This is a genomic window from Sutcliffiella halmapala, from assembly GCF_002019665.1.
GTDB lineage: Bacteria > Bacillota > Bacilli > Bacillales > Bacillaceae_I > Sutcliffiella_A > Sutcliffiella_A halmapala.
This window is the reverse complement of sequence record NZ_KV917375.1, coordinates 422720-447494: the sequence shown is the minus strand read 5'-3', so window position 1 is coordinate 447494 and position 24775 is coordinate 422720. Positions and strand designations below refer to the sequence as shown.

19 protein-coding genes are annotated in these 24775 nt (G+C 39.6%); 4 read left to right on the top strand and 15 right to left on the bottom strand.

Annotated elements, in window-relative coordinates; genetic code table 11:
- Positions 1-10: 10 nt before the first annotated feature.
- From BK580_RS02140 to BK580_RS02070, 15 genes are all read right to left on the bottom strand, one after another.
- Complete coding sequence (locus BK580_RS02140) at positions 11-772, bottom strand: 5-deoxy-glucuronate isomerase (protein WP_078378741.1); 762 nt, start codon at positions 770-772, stop codon at positions 11-13.
- 45 nt (positions 773-817) lie between these two features.
- Positions 818-1714 (bottom strand): myo-inosose-2 dehydratase, encoded by an 897-nt coding sequence (iolE, locus tag BK580_RS02135; protein ID WP_078378740.1) that lies wholly within the window; start codon positions 1712-1714, stop codon positions 818-820.
- An 89-nt stretch (positions 1715-1803) separates the two neighbouring features.
- Positions 1804-3741 carry a 3D-(3,5/4)-trihydroxycyclohexane-1,2-dione acylhydrolase (decyclizing) gene (gene iolD, locus BK580_RS02130; protein WP_078378739.1) on the bottom strand — a complete coding sequence of 646 codons (1938 nt, stop codon included), beginning with the start codon at positions 3739-3741 and terminating at the stop codon, positions 1804-1806.
- A gap of 367 nt (positions 3742-4108) precedes the next feature.
- Positions 4109-5566 (bottom strand): CoA-acylating methylmalonate-semialdehyde dehydrogenase, encoded by a 1458-nt coding sequence (locus tag BK580_RS02125; RefSeq protein WP_078378738.1) that lies wholly within the window; start codon positions 5564-5566, stop codon positions 4109-4111.
- Positions 5567-5602: 36 nt separating this feature from the next.
- The gene (gene iolC, locus BK580_RS02120) at positions 5603-6607 is read right to left on the bottom strand and encodes a 5-dehydro-2-deoxygluconokinase (protein WP_078378737.1); all 1005 of its coding nucleotides are present in this window, start codon (positions 6605-6607) and stop codon (positions 5603-5605) included.
- Between the two features lie 36 nt (positions 6608-6643).
- Positions 6644-7657: an inositol 2-dehydrogenase gene (gene iolG, locus BK580_RS02115; protein ID WP_408055232.1), complete on the bottom strand. Its 1014-nt coding sequence runs from the start codon at positions 7655-7657 to the stop codon at positions 6644-6646.
- 35 nt (positions 7658-7692) lie between these two features.
- Positions 7693-9813: a DUF5054 domain-containing protein gene (locus BK580_RS02110; protein ID WP_078378735.1), complete on the bottom strand. Its 2121-nt coding sequence runs from the start codon at positions 9811-9813 to the stop codon at positions 7693-7695.
- A gap of 39 nt (positions 9814-9852) precedes the next feature.
- Positions 9853-10614: a sugar phosphate isomerase/epimerase family protein gene (locus tag BK580_RS02105; RefSeq protein ID WP_078378734.1), complete on the bottom strand. Its 762-nt coding sequence runs from the start codon at positions 10612-10614 to the stop codon at positions 9853-9855.
- Positions 10615-10616: 2 nt separating this feature from the next.
- On the bottom strand, positions 10617-11618 hold the full coding sequence (locus BK580_RS02100; protein WP_078378733.1) for an aldo/keto reductase: 1002 nt from the start codon (positions 11616-11618) through the stop codon (positions 10617-10619).
- A 56-nt stretch (positions 11619-11674) separates the two neighbouring features.
- The gene (locus BK580_RS02095) at positions 11675-12529 is read right to left on the bottom strand and encodes a carbohydrate ABC transporter permease (RefSeq protein WP_078378732.1); all 855 of its coding nucleotides are present in this window, start codon (positions 12527-12529) and stop codon (positions 11675-11677) included.
- 5 nt (positions 12530-12534) lie between these two features.
- Positions 12535-13455 (bottom strand): carbohydrate ABC transporter permease, encoded by a 921-nt coding sequence (locus BK580_RS02090; protein ID WP_078378731.1) that lies wholly within the window; start codon positions 13453-13455, stop codon positions 12535-12537.
- Between the two features lie 78 nt (positions 13456-13533).
- Positions 13534-14934 (bottom strand): extracellular solute-binding protein, encoded by a 1401-nt coding sequence (locus BK580_RS02085; protein ID WP_078378730.1) that lies wholly within the window; start codon positions 14932-14934, stop codon positions 13534-13536.
- 371 nt (positions 14935-15305) lie between these two features.
- Positions 15306-16190, bottom strand: a complete 885-nt coding sequence (locus BK580_RS02080; protein ID WP_078378729.1) for an ROK family protein — start codon at positions 16188-16190, stop codon at positions 15306-15308.
- An 87-nt stretch (positions 16191-16277) separates the two neighbouring features.
- Positions 16278-17558: a CehA/McbA family metallohydrolase gene (locus BK580_RS02075; protein WP_078378728.1), complete on the bottom strand. Its 1281-nt coding sequence runs from the start codon at positions 17556-17558 to the stop codon at positions 16278-16280.
- A 31-nt stretch (positions 17559-17589) separates the two neighbouring features.
- Complete coding sequence (locus tag BK580_RS02070) at positions 17590-18600, bottom strand: LacI family DNA-binding transcriptional regulator (RefSeq protein WP_078378727.1); 1011 nt, start codon at positions 18598-18600, stop codon at positions 17590-17592.
- Between the two features lie 1036 nt (positions 18601-19636).
- Between BK580_RS02070 and BK580_RS02065 the strand changes: the two genes are divergently transcribed.
- From BK580_RS02065 to BK580_RS02050, 4 genes are all read left to right on the top strand, one after another.
- Positions 19637-20407 carry a TerC family protein gene (locus tag BK580_RS02065; RefSeq protein ID WP_078378726.1) on the top strand — a complete coding sequence of 257 codons (771 nt, stop codon included), beginning with the start codon at positions 19637-19639 and terminating at the stop codon, positions 20405-20407.
- Positions 20408-20875: 468 nt separating this feature from the next.
- A complete protein-coding gene (locus tag BK580_RS02060) occupies positions 20876-22333 on the top strand; it encodes a spore germination protein (RefSeq protein ID WP_078378725.1) in 1458 nt (485 codons plus the stop codon).
- Positions 22330-23451 carry a GerAB/ArcD/ProY family transporter gene (locus tag BK580_RS02055; RefSeq protein WP_078378724.1) on the top strand — a complete coding sequence of 374 codons (1122 nt, stop codon included), beginning with the start codon at positions 22330-22332 and terminating at the stop codon, positions 23449-23451. The genes BK580_RS02060 and BK580_RS02055 overlap by 4 nt, the downstream gene beginning before the upstream one ends.
- Positions 23435-24559, top strand: a complete 1125-nt coding sequence (locus BK580_RS02050; protein WP_078378723.1) for a Ger(x)C family spore germination protein — start codon at positions 23435-23437, stop codon at positions 24557-24559. The genes BK580_RS02055 and BK580_RS02050 overlap by 17 nt, the downstream gene beginning before the upstream one ends.
- The last annotated feature ends 216 nt before the right edge of the window (positions 24560-24775 follow it).

Sequence of the window (24775 nt, the reverse complement as noted above, 5' to 3'; positions counted from 1 at the left end):
CCCCTCTCACTCACCCCAACAACCACTTGTGCTCCTCGACCATTATTCGTTCGGTCCAGGGGTTATGCGTATGGTGGCGGATCATCCAGCAGAAGTACATGGTGTAGCCTGGGGCTGTTGATTGGGGGTGGTCGAGGCCACCAGGGATGGTGATGTAGCTGTTGTGTACGACTCGGTGTGCGTCTTCTCCAACCATAGCACATCCAAACCCTTGAGGTTTATCGAAGCGATAGTAATAAACTTCAGGTTGTTCGTGATGATGTGGTGGATAACTGGACCATCTTCCTGGATAGGATAGAACTTCGCCTATTACCATGTTAGAGTATGGCGCATTTTCATAATCGAAAATGGTTCGAATCACACGTTTGGCAGTGCCTTCCCAATCGTCCTTGCCTGCAACAACGTTTTGACTATCTTCAGGTGTATAGAGCTTCGAGGCAAACGCGTTGTCATTATATGTTTTTTGTATTAGTACTTCACTAGGATCCAGAGCTAATATTTTCACATGTACATCTTTCGCGATATGTAGGCAGAATGGTTCTTCTTTGAACACACACTTTCTTTCAATCTCGCAACTATTCCCTTCCCATTCAAACCGAACCTTTCCCTCTAACAAAAGAATAGCTGTTTCTTTCTCCCCATCTAGTAAGCTTTCTTCGATTCCGCTGGACATTTTATAAATCCCAATATCCATGAGCATATCTTTGTGCGGACCATTTATTTCCGTCAAAACATTATATCCTTCTTCCAATTCTCCTAATCTACCAAACAATGTACTTCCTCCCCATTGAAACTTATTGTTAATAAGGCATGCAATTTAAAGACCACTTTTTTCTTTTATATAACTACGCGCTTTCACGGCATATTCAAATGGATTCGCTAGGACTGGATCCTGCTCCGCCTCCACTATAAACCAACCTTTGTAATCAGAGGTCGCTAACAAAGTAAACACCTCTTCAAACTCGATTTCACCATCTCCTGGTACAGTAAATGCGCCTCTTTTTACAGCTTGTAAAAAACTTAGATCTTCCGCTTTAACTTGTTCTACCACATCTCTACGAATATCCTTTAGGTGAATATGCTTGATGCGAGGTAAGTATTTTTTCAAAATAAAGCTTGGATCTTCTCCAGAGAATACGAGATGACCAGTATCATAGAGCAAGGATACAAGGGCAGGATCACTAAGCTCCATTAATTTCTCGATTTCCTCTGTTGTCTGGACTCCTGTTCCCATATGATGATGGTAGACAATCACCATGTCCTTCTCCAAGGCTAACTGTCCAAGTTCGTGTAAGCCTTCCACAAGTCTTCGCCATTCTGCATCTGAAAACACAGGCTTTTTCTTAAATAATGGAACATCCATTAATCCTTGAATGCTTCGTCCTTGTTCAGAAACAACGATGACCTTCGCACCCATTTCGTGCAGAAAATCTCGATGCTCAATAAATGGCTCCACTGTCTCTTCCAAAGGCATTGTCGTCAAATACGTACTAAACCATGCGCTTGCAATCTCCATTTTTCTGAGTGCCAAAGCCTTTTTTAAAACAGTAATATTGCGAGGATACTTATTTCCCACTTCACTGCCCGAAAAACCAGCTAATGCCATCTCACTTATACATTGTTCAAATGTATTTTCTCCACCTAATTCTGGCATATCGTCATTTGTCCAAGCGATAGGAGCAATACCAAGTTTAATCGTAGCTTCCTTAAACATCCTTCGACTCCCCTCTATAGTTTGACATAATAAGTAAGCTTTCTGAATTTATACTCATTCCTTGCCTGAAAACCTTTTGTAAACTAAAGTTAGTATCGTCTTGCCTTTTGAAGATTGTTTTCTTTACCCTCGAACACTTCTTTTACTTTTGGATTGTTGGCCACTTCCGCAACCCCAACATGCCACCAAGACTCATAGCCATTGGTCATCGTTTTTGGTAAAACTTTAATATCAATTAAGGTGGAAATAGTTTGGTTTTTAGCGTCTTGAATCGCTGCTTGGAGTTCCTGAATTGTTGTGACGCTATACGTCTTTACGCCATAACCAGCTGCACTAGCGGCATAATCTATTTTCATGATCGTCCCATTCATCTTTCCTGTTTCTTCGTCCCGATAACGAAATTCCGTCCCAAAACTCCCCATTCCGTTTCCCATTTGCAAATTATTAATGCAACCAAAGCCTGAATTATCAAAAAGGAGGATATTTATTTTCTTTTTCTCTTGAAGACTTGTCACTAATTCGGAGTGGAGCATTTGGTAGCTTCCATCCCCAACCATGGCATATACTTCTTTGTCGGGTTCTGCTAGCTTCACCCCAAGGGCCCCAGAAACCTCATAACCCATGCATGAATAACCATATTCCATGTGATAGGTATTTGGGCTTTTCGCTACCCACATCCGTTGAAGATCACCAGGGAGACTTCCAGCAGCACCGATAATAATAGCGTCTTCTTCTAGTAAATGATTAATTTCTCCAATCACTTCAGTCTGTGTTAATTGAGTGCCAAGTGCGGACACATACTCAGGTATTACCTCATCAAGGTGACCTGCCACTTCTGGCTGGAAAGCTTGTTGCTCAGTAAAACAGATAGTATGTAGGCGTGCTAATTCCGTTTCCCATGCATCCTTTGCTACAGCAATTTCAGATGTATAAGCTGATTGGTAGCCCACCTTTTTCAATTCAACAGAAAGTGCCTGTAATGCTTCCTTTGCATCAGCGACCACACTTACAGCATCGAGTTTATTGGCATGAAATTCGGAAACATTGATGGTTAAAAACTCGACATCCTTATTTTGGAACAATTGCTTAGAGCCTGTTGTGAAATCGGTAAATCGAGTTCCAATTCCAATGACAAGATCAGCATCCTTGGCAATGGTATTTGCTGCGAGATTCCCCGTTACACCAATTCCCCCAAGGTTATAACGATGATGCGATTCCACGGCACTTTTTCCAGCCTGCGTTTCACCAAATGGGATATGGAATTCCTCGGAAAAGTTCTTCAGTGCTTTTGCCGCCTCTGAATAACGAACGCCACCTCCGCAAATGATTACCGGCTTTTTCTTACGCTGCACTAAGGCCGCCGCTTCCGCTAAGCTCTCCCTCGTAGGCAATCGCCGCTCAATTCGATGGACTCGCTTTTTAAAAAAGTAATCTGGAAAGTCCCAGGCCTCTCCTTGTACATCTTGCGGCAGTGCTATCGTGACTGCTCCAGTATCTGCTGGGTTCGTTAAAACACGAAACGCGTTGATTAACGCAGTCATAAGCTGCTCCGGACGATTTATACGGTCCCAATATTTACTGACAGCTTGAAAGGCATCATTTGTAGAGATTGATAGATTATGTGTATGTTCAATTTGCTGTAACACCGGATCTGGTTGTCTTGTTGCAAATACATCACCAGTCAGCAACAAAACAGGGATATTATTGGCAGAAGCCGTCGCCGCAGCTGTTATCATGTTGGCAGAGCCAGGACCAACGGAAGCGCTACAAGCCATTATTTGTTTGCGATGCTTTTGTTTGGCAAAGGCTACTGCAGCATGGGCCATTCCTTGCTCACTTCTACCCTGATATACTTCAAGGTCCAAAGTATCTTGCTCTAACGCTTGACCAAGCCCTACTACATTTCCATGGCCAAATATCGTGAAAATACCTTTAACAAACTTTTGCTGTTGCCCATCAAATTCTACATATTGTTGATGTAAAAATTTCACTAAAGCTTGCGCAGTAGTCATTCTTACGGTTTTCATAGAACCACACCTTTCTCGTTTTTTCAAATGGCTCTGTTATAACGGAATGTTGATTTTATGGTGTTTGAAAATAAACGGAGAAATTCCGCTTAAATGGAGAAATACCCATATTTCTTTAAAAATAAGGGGATTTTTTCCGCTTTTAGTACCCAAATCTTAGGTTTTTTTCTTATTTAGTGCATTTAAGCGGAATATCTCCGCTTATATCTGCTACTTAAGCTCCATCTAGATACATTAGCCGGAAATTCTCCGCCTATGTATTCTCATACCTACACGAAAATCAACAATGAACAATAACAAAGCCTTTCAAATAAAGAAGGAACGGCGCAGTCACATATCACTCCGTCCACTCTTTTTCCCACATCTATTACCAACGTGTCGTTAGCATTTTCTTTCTTGTGTAGAATTCTACTCCGTCCATCCCATTTGCATGTAGGTCACCGTAGAAGGAATCCTTCCAACCGGAGAATGGGAAAAAGGCCATTGGTGCAGGAACCCCTACATTTACGCCTAACATTCCTGAATGAATGTTTTCGCGGAACTGACGTACACTTCCTCCACTTTCTGTATAAATGCACGCACCATTCGCAAAACGAGATTCATTTGCAATATCGATTGCCTCATCTAGTGATTTCACACGGATAATCGATAAAACTGGCGCAAAAATTTCATCCTTCCAGATTTTCATCTCTGTCGTTACTTCATCAAAAATAGTTGGACCAACAAAGTACCCTTCGCCATTCACTGCATCATCCTTACGTCCATCGCGGATTAGTCGAGCTCCTTCCTCTAATCCTTGTTGGATATAGCCTAGAGTGCGTTCTTTATGACCGTCACGGATAACAGGACCTAAATAAACATTTTCTACTAACCCATTTCCGATTTGAAGCTTATTTGCTTCTTCTAGTAATCTCTCAATTAAGGCATCTGCTACCTCTTCCTGAACGGTTACGACTGATGCTGCCATACAACGTTCACCCGCAGAGCCAAAAGCGGCACCTATAATTTGAGTTGCTGCGACATCAAGCTTCGCATCATTTAAGACGATGGAGTGGTTTTTCGCTCCTGCTAATGCTTGTACACGCTTTAGGTTTTCCGCTCCTTTTTTATAAACATATTCCGCGACAGGTTGTGAGCCTACAAATGAGATCGCCTTTACCAGCTTATGCTCGATAAGTCCATTTACAACTTCATGGGCACCGTTCACAATATTTAGTACTCCTTTAGGCAAGCCAGCTTCTTCAAATAATTCAACAAGAAGAGCTGCCAATAGTGGCGTACGTTCTGATGGCTTTAAAACAAATGTATTACCACATGCTATCGCAAGCGGGAACATCCAGCATGGTACCATCATCGGAAAATTGAATGGCGTGATACCTCCCACCACTCCAATCGGATAACGATACATACCGGATTCGATATCTGTTGCAATATCCGGAAGCTGACGTCCCATCATGAGCGTTGGCGCTCCAGCAGCAAATTCCACACACTCAATGCCACGCTGCACTTCACCATACGCTTCTTTGTAAGGCTTCCCATTTTCTATCGTTATCAACTTGGCTAATTCATCCCAATGATCCACTAGCAATTGTTGATATTTAAAGAGAATACGAGCACGTCTTGGAACAGCTACCTTTGACCACGTGTGAAACGCTTGCTCAGCTATTTGAACGGCTGTTTCCACATCTTCTTTAGTAGAAAGAACGACCTCTGCAATCACTTCACCTGTAGCCGGATTGTAGACAGGCTCTGTTTTAGTCGAGGTGGACTCTACCCATTCTCCACCAATATAATTTTTAACTACCTTTACTGTTGTATGGTTCATCACACTTCCTCCGTTCGCTTGTATGAAATGAATCTATTAAGCTTTTGATAAAATTTCTTCTGCTGTTGCCATAAAGCTATGAATTTCATTTATCGTAGGCATTGCGTCTGAACAACTATGCTTAGATATCACTATAGAAGCAGAAGCACTACCTAAGCGCATCGCCTGTGAGATCTCTAACCCTTCCATTAATCCATAAATAAAAGCAGAAGCATACGAATCACCCGCTCCAAAGGTTTTAAGTACCTTTGATTTAAAAATACCTCCACGATGGGACGCCCCATCTTTCGTATAAGCAATGGAACCTTCGCCACCATGCTTGATTACAACAATTTTGGCATGATAGGAAAACCATTTTTCCGCTGTGACTTGATCATTAGAGTTGCTAGGTGAAAATTTCTCCATCATATCGAACTCTTCTCTCGTTCCGATTATGACATCCGATTTTTCCGCCGCTAGATTATAATAAACGGCAGTTTCTGCTTCAGCTTCCCATGTATACGGGCGATAGTCTAAATCAAAAAACACAACGACATCATGCTTCCTCGCGTACTCCAATGTTAAAAATACCGCTTCCCGTGAAGGGCTTTTTGCAAGTGCCGTTCCAGAAATCAATAGCGCTTTCGATTGTTTAATATAATCTTCTGAAACCTCTGATGGCTCAAGCTTCAAGTCAGCTACATTATCACGGTACATTAAAATACTACATTCCGTTGGGCTTTTAATTTCTGTAAAAGCTAGACCTGTTACTGCCCCCGTACGGTCAATAACAATACTATCTGTATTAATCTCATTTTCTTTTAAATAGCTAGTAATGAACCTTCCCATCTGGTCATCAGATACCTTGCCGATAAACCCAGTCTTTAACCCTAGGCGTGAAGCTCCAATTGCGATATTGGCTGGAGAGCCACCTACATATTTAGTAAAGGTAGACGTTTCTTCCATTGGACGTTGCGTTTCATTTGCATTTAAATCAATGCATAAACGTCCGATTGCAATAAAATCCATAGAGCGACTTCCCTTAAATACAAGTGGATTCATGTTACTGCCTCCTATTTCTTCTATTTACACACAAAGCTAATTCACGACAAATCCATGTTCAATCTTAACGGGCTTGCCTGTTAAATATGATTGTTGAGCTGCCCTTGCGATACGTTCTGCCTGAAGGCCATCATTGCCACTACAAATGACAGCAGAATGATCAAGTATAGCTCTCACAAACTGCGCCACTTCTTCGGCGTAGGCTTGTGTATAGCGTTCTAGGAAAAAATACAACGGTTTATCCTGTACGACACCTTCAACAGTTGCTACTTCTACCGTTGTGGCACGACAGTTATCAGCAGTGACCACTCCTTTAGAACCGAAGACCTCCAGGCGCTGATCATAGCCATAGACAGCTTGGCGGCTATTATCAATGACACCAAGCGCTCCGTTTGCAAATTTCAAGGATACGATTGCTGTATCAATATCTCCCAACTCTTTAACCTCTGGATTAATCAGAGCGTTGCCATACGCAGAAACCTCAACTATTTCACTTCCCATCACATAACGCGCCATATCAAAATCATGAATCATCATGTCCATGAACAATCCGCCAGAGGAACGTACATAATCCAAACTTGGTGGCTCAGGATCTCTTGATGTTATTTTTAAAATATGAGGCTCACCCACTTGCCCTTTCCGAACAAGATTTTGAACTTTCTTGAAATTAGGGTCAAAACGACGGTTAAAACCGACCTGTAGCTTTACTCCCGCCTCCTCTACTACCTTTAATGCTTCTAGCGTTTCCTCAACTGAGAAGCTTACAGGCTTTTCGCAGAAAATATGTTTTTTGGCCATTGCAGCCTTTTCAATGATTTCGGCATGGGTATTGGTCGGTGAACAAATAAAGACAGCATCAATTTCCGAGTCCTGCAACAAATCCTCATAGTTTGTTGTTAATACTGGAATTGATTTACTTGTAGCCCAAGTTTTCAAATGTTCTGTTGCGATATCTGAAACTGCTTTTATCTTAATTTGAGGATTTAACAATAAATTATCTACATGTAGTTTCCCTATCCTGCCTGCACCAATCATTCCAACAGTAATCATGTATATTGGATTCTCCTTTACTTTCTAGTAATCACTTAAACACTTTTATTAGGATTCAATTTTATCGAGAATCTAAATTTAGCATCGTCTTCATACCACATCGGGAAGTTTGTGCCCCACACATTGTTATACAAGTTAAAGTGGAAGCCTTCTGATAGCGAGGCAAACGTATTATCTAGCTGTAATAATCGTTTCTCCCCAGGGGATACGATTGCTGCATCCTTTGATTCGATTACGACAATTCCATCTGCACCATGATAATGTAGCCCTGATTGAACGGCATGAAGATTACGGTTCCCATTCTTCACTACCTCTAACGGCGAAATCATTTCTCCCATTTTGTCCATCCGCCAAAGGTTTGCATTATCTACCTTTAACGCAAAGGAAAACCAAATTGCTTCAGGTAGACGATTAGCTTGCTTTTCAAACCAATTTAATTCGACATCGATGCTTGGGTGATTTTTATAAAAGGAATATTGGATCTCCACTTCTCTAGGTGCACCATATGTATCTACGGCATGTTTTGGCAGCTGTAGCTTCACATAAACAGCATCGCAATAATCATTTGAACGCTTCCTTAACGAAAGTAATGCTGGTGTAAATTGCTGATGGGTTGGAATTGGTTGAAGAAGCTCCATCCCCGGTTTTCCTTGATCCGCTTCGGACCAGCGATACGTACTACTAAGATTTTCAACATATTGTTCAAACCATGTATGATAATTTTCGATACCGAACGACTCGTAGGTGAACACACCTAGCGGCCGCTTATGATTTACCCACTCTTTTCCATCTTCATCGACCATTTGTATAATAGAGCCGTCATTCGTAAAGGTAATCTGGAACTTTCCAAGCGTATAGGCGAGTCCAGCCTTCATTTCTTCTGCAGTGCGATCCACGGTTTTTTCTGGCTTTATCGCTTTCAATGCTTCTTTAGCTTCTTGCTGCTTATCTTCTGTTAAGGAATCGATGGCCTGTTGTATATAACCTCGTTGTTCTTTCCAGGAGCTTTCGAATAGGCTATAGCTTCGATTCTCCCAAGTCGTCGAAAACAACTGCTCGGACATGCTGTCAAATTCGTTAACTGCAAATGAACCAATGTAACTATATTTATCTGGAACGGCGTCGCTAGATATGAAGTCCCTTGTTCTTGCTTCCTTAAGGTCCTGTTTCGCGTAATGCTTATAATCATTTAAATACTTCTTCTCATCCAGCCCCCATGTATGTTCTGGAATTAACAATAACCAATCGGAAAATTGGTGGTATTCCTCGTTGGAAGCTACCAATCTACCTTGGTCCATCCACTTATTACGTAATCTTAAAAGCTCTCGGTATTCCGCAACCTTTTTCGGATCTGTTGCGCCCCCGTGTATCCATGTATCCCCAATTTCTTCATAGACAACAGGTAATGTATGTTTAATAGAAGAAAGGTTTTCCGCAAAAGCATCCATGGTAGAAGCTTTAATTAAAGCATTGGGGAAACGTTTTTTTAGACTATTAAACTCTTGAATGATATCTTCCATGGATGGCGGGCCACAATTATCTCCTGTATGAGCAAATACCATTACCTCATTTAATCCATCTAGCTTTAAGACATCGCCATAGTTATCCGCATAGTTAACAATCACCTCTGAGCCATCATTACCTTTCCAAACAAAAATCCTTGGAACTGACGGGACTTTAGAGGCTGGATTGACTCCTAAATGTAAGTATTCGATGCCATTGTTCATCATTAGCGGAATCATCGCTTTCGTATGCCCTGGTACATCTGTCATTTTTGCTGCGATTGTCTTTTTGCCGTATTTTTCATCAAGCCTTTTAGAGATAGATAAGGCATGATCAAAAAGATTCTTATCCATTAATTCTGTATGGGTAGTGAAAGGCAGTCCATGCCATGCGATATATCCTTTGTGGATTGCCGCTTCCATTAATTTGGATTGTTCTTCATCTGCTCTCTTTAAATATTCATGAATCAACCAAGATCCTGTCGTCCAGACAAATTCCGCGTCGCCATCATCCTGTGCTAGCTTCTCACTTAGTTCAATGGCCTTTGGTATATAAGAATGGATGTATTGATTGATCACATTTTCCGCCAAATCAGTAAAACCGATGTCAAGATGGGTTTTAAAAATTACATGGACCACTTCTATTTCCTTCATGTTGTTATCGCCCCTTAAATGTATATCTTTTTAACGAAATTACTTCGAAGTCATTTTAATAAGATTAGTTAAACTAATTTCCAAGCTATCTAATGGGTTCCCCTTACAAAAGTCCTGTTCCACCACATACCATTCCACCCCATTTTGTTCCCCCCACTGGAGAATGGGTTCAAAATCAATACAACCAGTGCCTACTTCAGCGAAATCTTCCTTTCCATCACTAGTCATGTCCTTCAAATGGATCAGTGGCATTTTGCCGGGAAATTTACTTATGTAGCTTAAAGGATCCATGCCTGCTTTCTTAACCCAATAGGTATCGATTTCAGGATAAATATCGGTAGTTCCTTCCAATTCAGATGAAAGAATATAATCTAGAGCAATTTCTTCATCTATCTTTTCCAGAAGCTCAAAATCATGATTATGATACCCAACTCTGAATCCTTGCGGGGTTATTTTCTTAGATATCTCAATTAAGTCTCTCTTCGCTTGTATGTACCCCTCTACATTCCTCATATCTTCATCAAGATAAGGACAAATAATATCCTTTGTATGAAAGAGGCTACTTTCTCGCAATACCTCGTCCAGTTCATGATTCATTCTGTCTAAGCCAACATGCATGCCCGCGGTTTTGAGTCCCGTTTCTCGCAGAACCGCTGCGATTTCTTCGGCAGAATATCCAAACAGTCCATCTATTTGAACAGCCTCCCACCCCATTATTTTCAATTCCCTTAATACCCCTGGAAAGTCCGTACTAATTTCATTTCTCAAGGTATATAATTGAGCAGCAAATTTATGTTTCATCCCTATGTGCTCCTTTCATTCGGTGTGAGTTCACTCGCTTTATTCCCGATAAAAGAATCCTCTAAATTTAGCCACTTCATTTCAGTAGAGGTAAGTTCAATATTTAACGCTTCAACAGATGAAACCAATTCCTCTACTTTTTCTGGACCTATGATTGCTGCAGTTAAAAACGGTTGATTTAATACATAAGCCAACGCTATTCGAATAGCGGAAGCTCCCTTTTTCTTTGCAAGCTTACGCGCACGTTCAAAACGCTCCCAGTTTGCTTCACTATAATAAACTCTAACCATCTCTTCGTTATCCAGTATGTCTGGTGCAAAACGTCCACTGAAGAAGCCACCTGCTTGAGAGGACCATGATAATAGCGGTAACTGTGTACCTTTATGCCAGTTCAACATCGGACGATCTACTGATACACAACCTGGCCATCTAGGTATATTGCATGAAGCTAGACTCAAATTCGGACTATTAAAGGTAAATCCAATCAATCCAGCTTTTGCAGCATAATCATTCGCTTCTTGAATTCGTTTATGTGTCCAGTTTGATGCCCCAATTGCATGAATTCGTCCAGCTTCGATATGTTGGTTTAACGTTTCAATAATCGGCCCCACCTCCACACTCTCGTCATCACGGTGGAGCGCATAGAGATCGAGATAGTTTGTGCGCAAGCGCATCAGACTTTCCGTAATATCACTTGTTATGGATGAAGGATTTAAGCGTGGACCAGGTTCACCATCATCAGGGTGCGCTCCTTTTGAAAGAATTAAAATATTCCTCCGATTATTCCGTTCTGCGATCCATTCACCAAATAAGATTTCACTATCTAAATACTGATGGGCCGTGTCAAACGTATTACCACCTACTTTTATAAATTCATCTAAAATAGCGAAGCGTTGCTCTTTGCATTCAAATCGATTTAAATGAGCCGTTCCCATGATTAGCCTTGAGCTTTTTTTCTCCACGATTTTATTGTCAATTAATCCAGTTAGTGTATGGTATTTCATCAGAATCCCCTCTCACATATAATTTGTTTTTGCATAGAAGTTGCACGAATAGCTCCCTACGATTCTTTTCCCCCTGAACCGAGACCACCTAAGCCTTGTTCAAAGAGTGGCTGGAGAATAAAGTACAGAATAATCATTGGTAATGCTGCTGTCGTTGCACCTGCCATGATTAATGGCCAGTCAATATTGTATTGCCCTTGGAACGCCTTTAAGGCAATTTGAATGGTGTACATTTCCTGCGATCTTGCAATTGTTAGCGGCCATAAATACTCGTTCCAATGACTTAAAAAGCTAAAAATCGCTACTAAAGCGATGGCTGGCTTATTAAGCGGAAGTATTACCTTCCAATAAATTTGAAATTTGGAGCAACCATCAATAGTAGCCTGCTCATCTAACTCCCGCGGTACGGAAAGGAAATTTTGCCTCATTAGGAAAATAGCAAAGCCAGTTACGGCAAACGGAAGTATTAATCCCACATAGGAATCTAACCAACCATCTGGCCCTGCAAACGGCACATTTTTCATCATAAAAAATAGCGGAACAACCATTAATCCGGATGGAACCATCATTGTTGCTAATACGAGTAAGAACAACTTGTTTCTGCCTGGAAACTTTAAGCGAGCAAAGGCAAAGGCTGCTAAAGATGCAAAGAATACATTGATAATAGTTGCTAGTGTTGAAACGATAAAACTATTAAAAAATGCTTTTGGTAGATTTGTTTCCTGCCAAATTCTTAAAAAGTTTTCCCAATGAAAGACGGTGGGAACTATTTTAGGTGGCCACATCATGACCTCACCTTGAGACTTGACTGCGGTCATTAGCATCCATACATAGGGACCTAAAAATACAAATAAGACGAAGGATAGTAAAAAATATAGTATGAAATTTTTTAAGACTTTAGACTTTTTCATCCTTGTTAGTCCTTTCCGTTAGATAGTCTTAATTGAAGCCACGTTACACCTAGCAATAGCGGGAATAACACAAGCGATAATGCAGCTCCATAGCCTACATAGTTAAATTCAAATGACTGTTGCCATATGTGTTTAATAACTACCATCGTACTATCCATTGGACCACCGTTTGTTAATATATCTACAACAGCTACTACCTGAAACGATCCAATAACAGACATGACCATACAGTAAACTAAGATATGCGTAATTGATGGGAGAGTAATGTGGATAAATTGTTTCCAACCATTCGCTCCATCTATTCTTGCTGCTTCATATAAGGATTGTGGAACCGCCTGAAGAGCTGCAAGAAAAATCGGTATATTATAAGCAGTTCCTCTCCATGCTCCGATTAGAATAAGTATGAGCATCGCCGTAGTAGGTTGTAACAACCAAGCCGGTGGCGACACTACCCCTGCAACTTTTAATAAATAGTTTAAAATCCCTAAATTATTATCAAACACCCACAAAAATATCATGGCTGTAATAACTTCTGAAGTGATAGTTGGTAAGAAATAAAATACTTTAAATAATCGCAGTCCTTTTAGCTTCCTATTGAGAAGTACGGCGACCGCAATCGCCCCACTTAATCCTATAAACATAGAACCTACTGTATAGACAAGTGTATTTCCAATACTCTTAATGAATAGCTTGTCTTGTATCATGCGGGCAAAATTATCTAAACCTGTAAAAACAGCAGGATTCGGTAAACTATAATCATGAAAGCTTAGCCAGACTAAATAGATAATAGGTGCAATAGAAAATATGAATAAAAAACTAAGTGCGGGTAAAACAAATAGATAAGACCCTATATAATCTTTTAATTTATGTAACTCTTTATTTGATTTTTTTTGCGGATTAAATCTCGTAGCTATTTCTGTTTTCACTATCCTCACTCCCCTAAAGGGAAAGGGTATGTCCTCTTACATACCCCTTCAAAATTCAACTATTCTCTTTCCTTAACATTAATTAGCAGCATCAATTGCCTTTTCCGCAACCTTTTGTGCATCATCTAAAACTTTTTGTGCATCTGCACCATCAAACACGGCACGTAAAGCTTTTCCCCATGCATCGTTAGCCTCTGGATATGCTTCTAGCTTGTATGGAACAGCATCTGCTAACGTTTCAACATATGGTTGTAGTAGTGGGTCATTATAATATTCATCTTCATATAAATGTGCTTTAACTGGATGGCGACCTTGCTCCTTCGCCAATCTCATTCCATATTTATCAGAAACAAACCATTTCATTAGTTCAAAGGAGGCTACCTTATTTTCAGAGCCCTTCGGCACGAATAAGCTTCCTCCCCCAAGTACAGAACCTTTTTCTGTACCAGGCATCACTGCTGTTCCCAAATCCTTGTATGCCTCAGGGAACTCCTTCTTAATTCTTTCAATATCCCATGGACCAGAAATAAAGGAAGCTGCTCGTCCTGAACCGAACATCGCTACAGGATGATCTGTCTGTCTTTGTTGAGGTGGTGGTACAGGAGATGATTTATCAACTGTTGCTAAGCCTGTATACTTTTTCATCGTTTCCACAATCTTTGGATCATTAAGGTTTGCTGTAACATTGTCCCCTTCAAAACTTAATGGGTTAGTTCCAGCAGCAATGACATTTCCAAAGAAGCCCCATCCACTTGCACTTGTAATGAATCCATATCGCGAGCCATCTTTTTCAGTCAGCTTTTTGGATACCTCTACTAATTCATCTAGCGTTTTTGGTGCTTCTGAAATCCCGTTTTCTTCAAAAAGTTTTTTATTATATAAGTAGATCGTGGTATTAATATCGATTGGCATTCCATATTTAACACCCTGCCAAACCGTATCCTCTATACCACCTGGCAAGAATTGATCCTCTTCGCCCCACTCTTCCCATAAGTCATCAAGTGGTTCTGCAAGACCTTGCGCTCCCATTGCAAACGCATGTGCATGGGACATATCAGGAACAGCCCCACTAGAAACTGCTAATTTCACTTTGTTGCTCATATCTCCCCACTCAATCCCTACTGTTTTGACAGAGATATTTGGGTACACTTCCTGAAACTCCTTAATAGCATCTTGAATAGGTGCAGTGTTAGCATAATCGGCCGCTAACCAAATTTCTAAATCAGTTTTTGCTAAATCTCCCACCTTTTCATTAAATGCCGGCAAACCATCCTCAACTAAATCACGATCTGGAGCTTGAACATCGATTGTTTCGTTCTCTGATCCTCCAGTATTTGATTGACATCCCGCTAAAACGACAAGAGCAGCAATTAGTAAAAATAAGAACTTTTTCATCATATCCCCCTTGTTATCCGTTAAATTTTGTAACCCCTTACATTTAATTGTGAAAATATGTAGCACGATGCTTTTTGGTAGCATCTCCTCCTTTCGTGGTACCGTGGGGGTTACCGTGGGTTACCGTGGGTTACCGTGGGGACAGTCCCTCTGGTAACTGGTAACACCGAGTACCAAGGGGACTGTCCCCGTGTCACTCTTAATCGAACCGGTTTTCCTAAATTACAAAAAAACACTAAATTCCGATAGGACTATAGTAAATACCTCTTAAAACCAGCCTTGAATATCAGTAACACCTCAACTCAATCGTCGAACCGGTTTCATGATGTTGCGACTAATTATACTGAATAATCAAAAAATAGTCAATATTCTTATACAGGGTAGCTGTGAATAATAGAAAAGACTTCTAGGGTTGAAGTTCAAACCTTCACTATCAACCCTCTAGTAGGATTAGATTATTTATCAGATCGGTAAAAGGCTTCATTTGCAAGAGCAAGAGCACCGCACAGTCCAGCATTATCTCCTAAGCCTGGAGGCACAATATACTCTTCTATTGCTGATAGTATTTGTTGATGTTCGATATAACCATTTAATACAGCTTGCACATTATTACGAATAAGAGGAAATAATTGCAGTTGTTTTGCTACTCCCCCGCCAATGATGACCTTTTGCGGGGATAAAATGAGTATGAAGTTAGCAATTCCTTGAGCAAGATAGTAACCTTCTAGCTCCCAAACCCTATCATTACCTACTAGTTCTTGTCCCTTTTTTCCCCATCTTTTTTCAATGGCAGGACCAGCAGCCATCCCTTCAAGACAATCTTGATGATATGAGCAATTTCCAAGAAACTCATCTTTAGGATGTTTTCGAACAAGAATATGCCCCATCTCGGGATGAGTTAACCCATGAACTCGTTTCCCTTCAACAATTGCGCCAACTCCAATACCAGTACCAACAGTCATGTAAATACAGCTATCTAGCCCACTTGCTGCGCCCCATTTTAATTCACCTAAAGCAGCAGCATTCACATCTGTATCGAAGCCAATCGGAATATTAAAATGCTCACGTAGCATTCCAACTAAATTGGTATTTTGCCATAATGGCTTGGGCGTAGAGGTAATATAACCATACTTAGGGCTTTGAAGATTTAAATCAATTGGTCCGAATGACCCTACCCCCAGGGCTTGCAAATCATGTGATTTAAAATATTCCGTCACATGCCCCAACACTTCTTCAGGTGTGGTTGTAGGAAAACTCACTCTTTCGTAAATCTTTCCATTCTCATCGCCAATTCCACAAACAAACTTTGTTCCACCCGCTTCTATTGCTCCAAATTGCATAAAGCCTTCCCTCACTTTATCCTACATCTTCATATGGTTTCACATCGTAATCTTCCTCTTCTTGATTGCACTACGAAACCTTTCAATTTACCTAAAATAGATTGGATTACTTAGCGCTGCCATTAAACGACTCTTCGCTTCATGGAAATAACGCCATACCTCAACTCGGTAAAAGGAGCGGGAAGCAATATCCCATGATGCTTCCAACATATCCTGCCCTTCTTCTATTAAAAGCTCTTGTTCAATCCCTTTATTTGAGTAGATTTTCACGACATCACCGTACTGTGTATGACTTACCTTCATTGTTACCTCTTCTTGCTCCCTCTCGCTGCACACATCCCCAACCATACTTGTACCACAATTTAATTCAATAAACGGGCCATTAGGAGCATAACTTAACACAACGTGTCCCTTGTGAATTGCTTCTAATATTCCTGGAGTGGTACATTCATTCCCATACACCCAAGTTGTAGGCATACCATGCTTGACGTGGGGATTTGGTCGATGCGTATCACTTCCTCCCACAGCAACCAATCTTCTTCCTTTCACAAGCTGCTCCTGCCACCAATCTACAGCATCTTGATTATCAGCTCTCCATGGACCATTCCAAACCTCTACCCAATCATAGTCAAACTCCCATTCCCACTCCCATCCTGTATTTCGACAGTGAGGATGATTTAGTGAAATATAGGCACCCTTCTCACGTGTTTCTCTTAAACAGCTATGTAATTCTTCCATATTGGTAATTCGAAAATCTTTAACAGGGTCGTCTACGCCAAACAGGTTTAGATGACCTTTATTAGTCGTTAACTCCATCCCTGGAATAAAATGAATAGCTGTATCCCGAGGATAGGCATAATTTTGACTAGATGCATTATGGTCTGTTAAGCCCAAAAAATCTAAGCCAGTAGCTTCAGCAATTGCGGCATTTTCTCTAAGGGTATATGTTCCGTCACTGTGCACACTATGTACATGGAGATCACCCTTCAGCCAACGAGATGTAAGCGGTGTATATTCCACCGTCACTGTTACCTCGCAGCCAACAGGGGCAACCCGGTAAGAGCCTAGTAAAACTGCCCACTCACCAACAGGCATCTCTCCTTGCAAATATCCTGGTGTCGCTTTTGATTTTGAGATAAAAAACTCCGTACGAGCTCCACCACTCCAGCCACGAATACGAAATGGATCCTTCACCCCTAAATCAATAATGTTTGCGGCATTTCCCTCGCTATTCACTTCCATTTTCACATTAATTTGTTCCGTATTGTCTGGAACATGGAAAATAACCTCAAGATATTGTCCCTGTTCTTCTTGCTGGATGATTCTTTTTAGCACCTCTACCTTAGGACGATTTATAAGCTTACCCATATACATTCCCCCTAACCTATTAATAGACGGTTTACATATCTTCACACGAATCTCTAACTACTAACTTTGCAGGTATCATTCTCTTTCTGGGTGCAAGATTGTCTTTTAAAGTGTTAATTAATACTTCAGCTGCTTCTTCACCGAGCTTTTCCGGAAAAAGTTCCACACAAGTCAACTTCGGCGTTGTATCAAGTGCTAACGTTTCATTATTACTTAAGGCTATTAAAGAAAGATCATTCGGAATATCCATTCCCTTTTCTCTTGCAGCTCGCATTACCCCAAGTGCAACTCTATCCGTGTCAGCTATGATAGCTGTATATTTCTTTTCCTGATATACATCAAGCAAGCTTAAATATCCATATTCTGAGGCGTTTTTATATTTTTTCATGTCGTTATAGATAACATTTTCTTCTACAAATTCAAGATTATAGTTTTCGTAAGCCTGTCTTAATCCTTCTTTTCTATCCTCCGCAACAGTCATACCCGGGGCTGCATTTAAGAATAGAATTTGCTGATGACCCTTGCCAATCAAAAATTCACCAACCTCTCTAACTATATCAATATTGTTATTATCAACATATTTCGTATCGACATCTTCCATATTTGGCCGCCCAATTAAAACGAAGGGGGTATTGAGGTTTTTATACTGCTGAATTCTTGGGTCTTCATCCCTTGGATTCAACAGGATGACGCCATCGACGGGTTCCTTTGAAAAGTGAGAGGAATCTTCATCCTCGTAGATGCGATCTAGTAATAATCGATATCCATGCTCAGAGCACTTTTTTACTACACCTTGAATTACTTTCGTTTCAAAGCTACTCAATTCATAATCTTCGATGGAGGCCATTTTCAGCCCGATAATCATCGTTTTTTTCATCGCTAGGCTTCTAGCAACATGATTCGGTACATATTTCAATTCCTTTGCTACATTTATAACGCGCTCTGTAACATCGTTGCTTATTGGTCTTTTTTTGCTAAATACATTGGACACCGTGCTTTTAGAAACACCTGCCTGCTTTGCTACATCATCAATTGTGACCATGCCATTCTCCTTTAGAAACATTCTATCAAATCGGTTTAACCGTCTATTAAAAATATGGAATTCTACTATTTTCGTAAGTTACTGGTCGAAATTATTATTCCAGATTTCCCCTTAAGTGTCGAACCGGTTTGATGACACCTAGTGAAAAGTATACTTGTAACCTTTATTTTCTATTTCCTAGTCTTTTATTCCTGTTTATATTAAGCTATTACTACTATATATTACAAAGAATTCACGCTGAAGTAAATGGATCTACAATGAATAATCGTAATAATATACTTATTTTACAAAACATTTCATTTATTATCGAACCGGTTTTATTAACTTCTACCTCATTATATAAAACGTTTTAATAAAACGCAATATTCAGAATTGTTTTTTTGGGAATTTTATGAACAGGAAGCAACTGGGAAGGTTCCCTCTGCTTCCAAATTTCGGGTAAACAGGTGCTCCCTTGGCCTTGGTATCATCAACCAGTTCACAAAAAATTAACAAACATCTCTCTTGCTGAATAACATAGAATATATTATGATATTCTCAATAGCAAAAGAGTTAATGCTATGCTCACTATGAGCCTATATACTCCAAAGGGGAGTAGCTTACAGTTATGTCGACAATCCGTGATAGATGATTACTGTCACCGGCTTAACTGGCAACTAACACGTTGTTTGCGAGACCTTTGCCATTATGGTAAAGGGACATATGTCTAAATTTCTAAACCTTTACCTAAAATTGGTAAAGGTTTTTTTGTATTTTAAAGGAGGAGAACCGTTATCTAATGTATCTTATTTTGGTTTAAGCTACTAAACTTTGACTTTATTAAAAAGGAGAAAACGAATTTAATTGAAAGATCTTTTCTTAGGAAAGCAAGTATTAGTATGGTTAACATTTTTTGTGACCATGAAATTGTATGTGGTGTCGATTGCAACTTTAGAAATCCACAATCCGCCGAGAAATCTGAAACTACCATCACCACCATTTTAAATGAATCTAGCAATACATGATTATCATAAATAATTGGGAGGAAGATAAATAATTGGATATTGGATTATTGTTAGAATACGGTTGGGTATTACTTATATTAATTGGTTTGGAAGGAATCCTTGCTGCTGATAACGCCCTCGTTATTGCAACAATGGTAAAGCATCTGCCGGAAAAGCAGCGAAAAAAAGCGTTATTTTACGGATTGGCAGGAGCCTTTGTGTTCCGATTCGGATCTCTATTCCTTATCTCCTATCTTGTGCATATTTGGCAGGTTCAGGCAATAGGAGCACTTTATTTATTAGGTATTGCTTCGTACCATCTATTGAAAAAGCATGTTTTAAAGCCTAAGCTAATGAAAAATGCCACAGAGAAAAAAGGTTCTGGCTTCTGGATGACCGTTATCAAGGTAGAGCTTGCTGATATTGCATTTGCTGTAGATGCGATTTTAGCAGCTGTTGCACTTGCAGTTATGCTTCCCGCCACAAACCTACCGACAATCGGGGGCTTAGATGGTGGACACTTCGCCGTTATTCTTGCTGGAGGAATTATCGGATTAGTGATCATGCGTTTCGCTGCAGGATACTTTGTTGTATTACTCGAAAAACGTCCTGGATTAGAAACTGCCGCTTTCTTCGTTGTCGGTTGGGTAGGAGTAAAGCTTGGAGTTTATGCACTTGCCCATCCTGAATTGGCCATCCTATCAGAAGGCTTCGCAAAAGGAGCACTTTGGAAAATCACATTCTGGTCTGTCCTTTTATTAATAGGTATACTAGGCTGGTTCATGTCCAAGGAGAAGCCTAAAGCACAAGAGGAATACTATTGAGAGAAAAGGAAATTAGGGCATTAAGCAAAAAAATAGCTGCCCCTTTAAAACTAGCCAAGATCCGCTAATTGCGAATCTTGGCTAGTTTATTTTCTAATACTGGATTTTCCACTGTGTGGCTCAAGGATTCTCAAGACATAAACACTATCAATAGAACTGTATGGCAGACACTTTGGAAGCAGCGAGAACTGTCCCCACTGCTTCACCGACACCATGAATAATTTACCTTGAATAAATGAAACCTATATTTATAAATGGCTTCTCCGCATACTTTGTTGCTTTTCGTAATATAGAATCAAGCCGTCATAATTGTTGCAGTCGTGCTCTTTTCCATTTTGAAATGGAGGACCTTCTTCTATTTTCGAAGCAAAATGACGGTAAAAAGTCCAAATGCCGACTTTTTACTAGCTTAAAGCAACAGGCTTTACGAAAAGAGCCTTATAAATCTATTTATTTGGGGTCAATGATATGGAAAATGTTAAAAATGATGTAGGGAATATAGACGTTCAGAAGTATTCGCCTCTAGTGGAGGAATTGTTCCGTCAATTTTCTCATACGGAAGATTTTGTCGTGAAAGAAATGGAAATACACAACAAGTGGATGCTTCTTTGCTATTTGGAGCCACTAGTCGACAAGGAAAAGCTAAATAAACTGGTGTTAAAACTATATGAGTATATTGAAAATGGGGAAGCCTTACATTTTTTAAATGAATTTAATGTGACCGTAGACAAACAAGCTATTTTTCAACAAGTTATGGAGGGGAATACTCCCCTATTTATCGCAGGGCTAGAGGAATCATCTATTCTTGATACAAAGCTGAATATTTCAAGAAGTTCAGATGAGCCTAGTAACGAGCGAGTAATAAGAGGATCGCATGATGGATTTATCGAACATTTAAGTAGCAATATTAATATATTGAGAAACCGGATTTCGAACCCGAACCTCTCCATCCAGTATAGGCGTGTTGGTACTATATCTAATTCTAAATGTGCCATTATCTATATGAGAGATCTAGTAGATAAAGACTTTCTATCGGATGTTATAAGTAAGATAGAAAACATAAATATCGAACATGTGACCAGTGTTGGAATAATCGAGGAGTTTTTGGAGGAGAACAGTTATTCACCATTTCCTCAAATTTTGCACACAGAAAGACCTGATCGAGTTGCAGCAAATATACTAGATGGAAGGGTTGCCGTTATGGTTAACGGTACACCGGGGGTACTTATACTTCCGGTTTCCTTCTTTGCCTTCTATCAGTCACCCGATGATTATAGCTCTAGATGGTTAACAGGGTCTTTTTATCGAATTATTCGTTTGATAAGCTTTTTTTTCGCCATTTCTTTACCTGCTATTTATATATCCATCATTTCCTTTCACGCAGAAGTCATACCGAAAGGCTTAGTGCAGCTTGCGAAAAAGTCAGTCGAGGAAATACCTTATCCTCCAATCATTGAAGCGTTTATTTTAGAAATTACGTTAGAGCTTTTACGAGAAGCAGGTATACGACTTCCAAACCCTATTGGACAAACAATCGGTATCGTTGGGGGGCTTGTTATTGGGGACGCTGTTGTGAGAGCTGGGCTAGTTTCCAATTTAATGATTATTGTCGTTGCCTTAACAGCAATCTCGTCGTTTATTGTTCCTACACACGAAATGAGTGCGGCAGTAAGGGTTGTCCGTTTTCCATTAATGATACTAGCTGCTACTTTAGGGTTTATGGGAATTATATATGGCTTTGCGGTTATTTTCATTCACTTAGTTCGATTAGAGCCATTTGGAAAACCATATTTCTCCCCATTTGCACCATTTAAGTTAAAAGAAATTAAAGATACGTTTATCCGACTACCTATGTACTATCATAATAATTCCAAAAAAGGTGGAGACAAATCCCCAAAAGCTAGTAGTGTATCGAGGGAGAAATGATGGTGAAAGACAAAGCTATTTCCCTCCACCAATTATATTTTCTAATTGTTAAAACACAGATTGGAGTAGGTGTCCTTTCCTTACCAAATTCCGTCTATTCTGTTTCTAAGAATGATAGTTGGATCTCTGTCCTTATTGCTGGTATTTTTGTTCAAGTTATTTTGTATCTGATATGGAAGACGGATAAACTAACGAATGGCTTCGATCTCTTAGTGTTAACAAAGTCGTATTTCGGTAAATTTTTCGGAACACTATTACAATTATTGTATTTAGGCTATTTTGTTATCATTGGTACGATCATACTCATCTTATACAACAGCGTCATGAAAACGTGGGTATATACGTTTACACCTAAACTAATCATCATTGGTTTATTTATCCTCGTATCTTCTTATCTTGTTGCAGGCGGTTTACAAGCAGTTGCGAAATTCTATGTGATAGCATCCATTTTAATTATTGTCTTAATCATTTGTGTGGGAATAGCTTTTAAAGAAGCGCATTTTGTTTATTTGTTCCCAATCGGTATTAATGGCCTAACGGAGATTGTAAAAGGAGCAAAAGAGTGCGTCTTAGCTATGCTCGGTTTTGAACTATGCTTTATGTTTATCTCCTATACAAAAGGCACAAGTAAAGAAAAGTTAAAAACTTTAACGTTTGCAAATATCACCGTCACATTGCTCTATACATTTATCGTGATTACGAATATTGTTTTTTACAGTCCAGAGGAACTGAAGATCGTTCCTGAGCCAGTTTTATATATGATGAAAGAATATACGTTTATCGTGTTAGAGCGAGTTGACCTCCTTTTTCTCTCTGTTTGGATTATTGTGGTAATCACTACGTTTTGTAGCTATTTATATTGCGCTGCCGAAACACTGGAACATTTAATATCCTCCCATTGGAAGAAATTAAAGAGCTCCTATTATATTCTGATTGTTGGTTTTTGCATGTTTTTGTTAACAATGATTCCTGCCAATCAAATAAAAATAGCAAAAATGTCCAGTTTGGTGGGAGAAATAAGTATTTGGTTCGTCACTGCTGTACCTACCATCTTTTTTATCCTAACTATCATCAAGATGAAACGTAAGAAGAGGGGATCTAATGAGAGCCAGCTATAAACTAATCATCATCTCAGTTTCTGCAGCATTATTATTACTAACTGGTTGTTGGGATCAGCAATTACTGAAGGATCGAATTATGATAAAGGCTGTTGCATTTGATGAGACAAATGAAGGGGACTTGAAAATGACGTTGGCACTCACCGTCATTGATTCCGAAAAAATTTACGAGGAGATATTGTATGAGGTTGGAGCTACACCAAGAAATATTAGAACGAAAATAGAAAGAAGTGTTCATGAAAATTTGGATGCATCTAAAAATAGAGTGGTTTTAATAAGCGAAGATTTAGCTAAAAAAGACATTTACCCAATCCTAGATGTGTTTTATCGTGATCCTTCTTCTGCATTAGTAGCAAAGTTTGCGATAACAGAAGGAGAAGCGGGAGAAATAATCAACGAGAGTAAAAAAGGTAATATTCTTACCGGTGAATTCATTTCAGATTTAATTATAAACGCAGAAGACAATACATTTGTTCCAGATGTGAATCTTCAAGTTATTTCACCCTACCTATTTGATCCTGTATACGACTTTACGGTACCGATACTTCGGATGAAATACAATAAAGTATATATCGATGGCCTTGCTTTATTCAATGACAAAAGGATGGGTGGAAAATTAACATCGGAAGAAGCCACATTGTTTCTCTTACAAATAAATAAGCTAGCAAAGGATACGTTCTATACCATTCCTGTCTTAAACGATGGTCAAGAGGTGAAAGATAATATATCCATAGCCGTTTTAGATGCCAAAAGTAAAATGACCATTCATGACGAAGAAGAACTGACAGTAAATCTGGATTTAAACCTACAAGTAGGAGTGATAGAGTTTCCAGAAGATGATATCTTTTCACAAGAAAAGGTGGATGAATTAAACACTAAAATATCAATTTATCTTACAGAGAAGGCAAATACAATAATTCGAAAACTCCAAGCGGCCAACTGTGATGGTTTTGGCATAGGCAGAAAATTATACGCCTATCATCCAAAAACATGGGAGCAACTCCTAAACAGAGGGGAAGAATCAGTCTCATGGAAGGAAATATACCCTACCATAAAAATCGAGCCAAGCGTAAAGGTGGAAATCCAGAATAGTGGAATTATCAATTAGAGCGGGCAGAGGATGATTTGCACTTATCTGCCTACTTGAGCTACTTTTAAGGAAATAAATCTAAAACAAAAGAACAAAATCGCGAACGCGAGTTAACCTTTATAGATTACGCTTTGATCGTTCCCTCTTTTTCTCATTTTTCGTTTTCGAGGGCACGATTACGCTCTGATCGTTCCCTCTCTTTCTCGTTTTTCGGTTTTGAGGGCACGATTACGC

Excerpts from the sequence above, each read along its gene's own strand:
- iolE (WP_078378740.1), bottom strand. The coding sequence starts at position 1,714 with ATGTTTAAGGAAGCTACGATTAAACTTGGTATTGCTCCTATCGCTTGG.
- iolD (WP_078378739.1), bottom strand. The coding sequence starts at position 3,741 with ATGAAAACCGTAAGAATGACTACTGCGCAAGCTTTAGTGAAATTTTTA.
- BK580_RS02125 (WP_078378738.1), bottom strand. The coding sequence starts at position 5,566 with ATGAACCATACAACAGTAAAGGTAGTTAAAAATTATATTGGTGGAGAA.
- iolC (WP_078378737.1), bottom strand. The coding sequence starts at position 6,607 with ATGAATCCACTTGTATTTAAGGGAAGTCGCTCTATGGATTTTATTGCA.
- iolG (WP_408055232.1), bottom strand. The coding sequence starts at position 7,657 with ATGATTACTGTTGGAATGATTGGTGCAGGCAGGATAGGGAAACTACAT.
- BK580_RS02110 (WP_078378735.1), bottom strand. The coding sequence starts at position 9,813 with ATGAAGGAAATAGAAGTGGTCCATGTAATTTTTAAAACCCATCTTGAC.
- BK580_RS02105 (WP_078378734.1), bottom strand. The coding sequence starts at position 10,614 with ATGAAACATAAATTTGCTGCTCAATTATATACCTTGAGAAATGAAATT.
- BK580_RS02100 (WP_078378733.1), bottom strand. The coding sequence starts at position 11,618 with ATGAAATACCATACACTAACTGGATTAATTGACAATAAAATCGTGGAG.
- BK580_RS02095 (WP_078378732.1), bottom strand. The coding sequence starts at position 12,529 with ATGAAAAAGTCTAAAGTCTTAAAAAATTTCATACTATATTTTTTACTA.
- BK580_RS02085 (WP_078378730.1), bottom strand. The coding sequence starts at position 14,934 with ATGCTACCAAAAAGCATCGTGCTACATATTTTCACAATTAAATGTAAG.
- BK580_RS02080 (WP_078378729.1), bottom strand. The coding sequence starts at position 16,190 with ATGCAATTTGGAGCAATAGAAGCGGGTGGAACAAAGTTTGTTTGTGGA.
- BK580_RS02075 (WP_078378728.1), bottom strand. The coding sequence starts at position 17,558 with ATGGGTAAGCTTATAAATCGTCCTAAGGTAGAGGTGCTAAAAAGAATC.
- BK580_RS02070 (WP_078378727.1), bottom strand. The coding sequence starts at position 18,600 with ATGGTCACAATTGATGATGTAGCAAAGCAGGCAGGTGTTTCTAAAAGC.
- BK580_RS02060 (WP_078378725.1), top strand. The coding sequence starts at position 20,876 with ATGGAAAATGTTAAAAATGATGTAGGGAATATAGACGTTCAGAAGTAT.
- BK580_RS02055 (WP_078378724.1), top strand. The coding sequence starts at position 22,330 with ATGATGGTGAAAGACAAAGCTATTTCCCTCCACCAATTATATTTTCTA.
- BK580_RS02050 (WP_078378723.1), top strand. The coding sequence starts at position 23,435 with ATGAGAGCCAGCTATAAACTAATCATCATCTCAGTTTCTGCAGCATTA.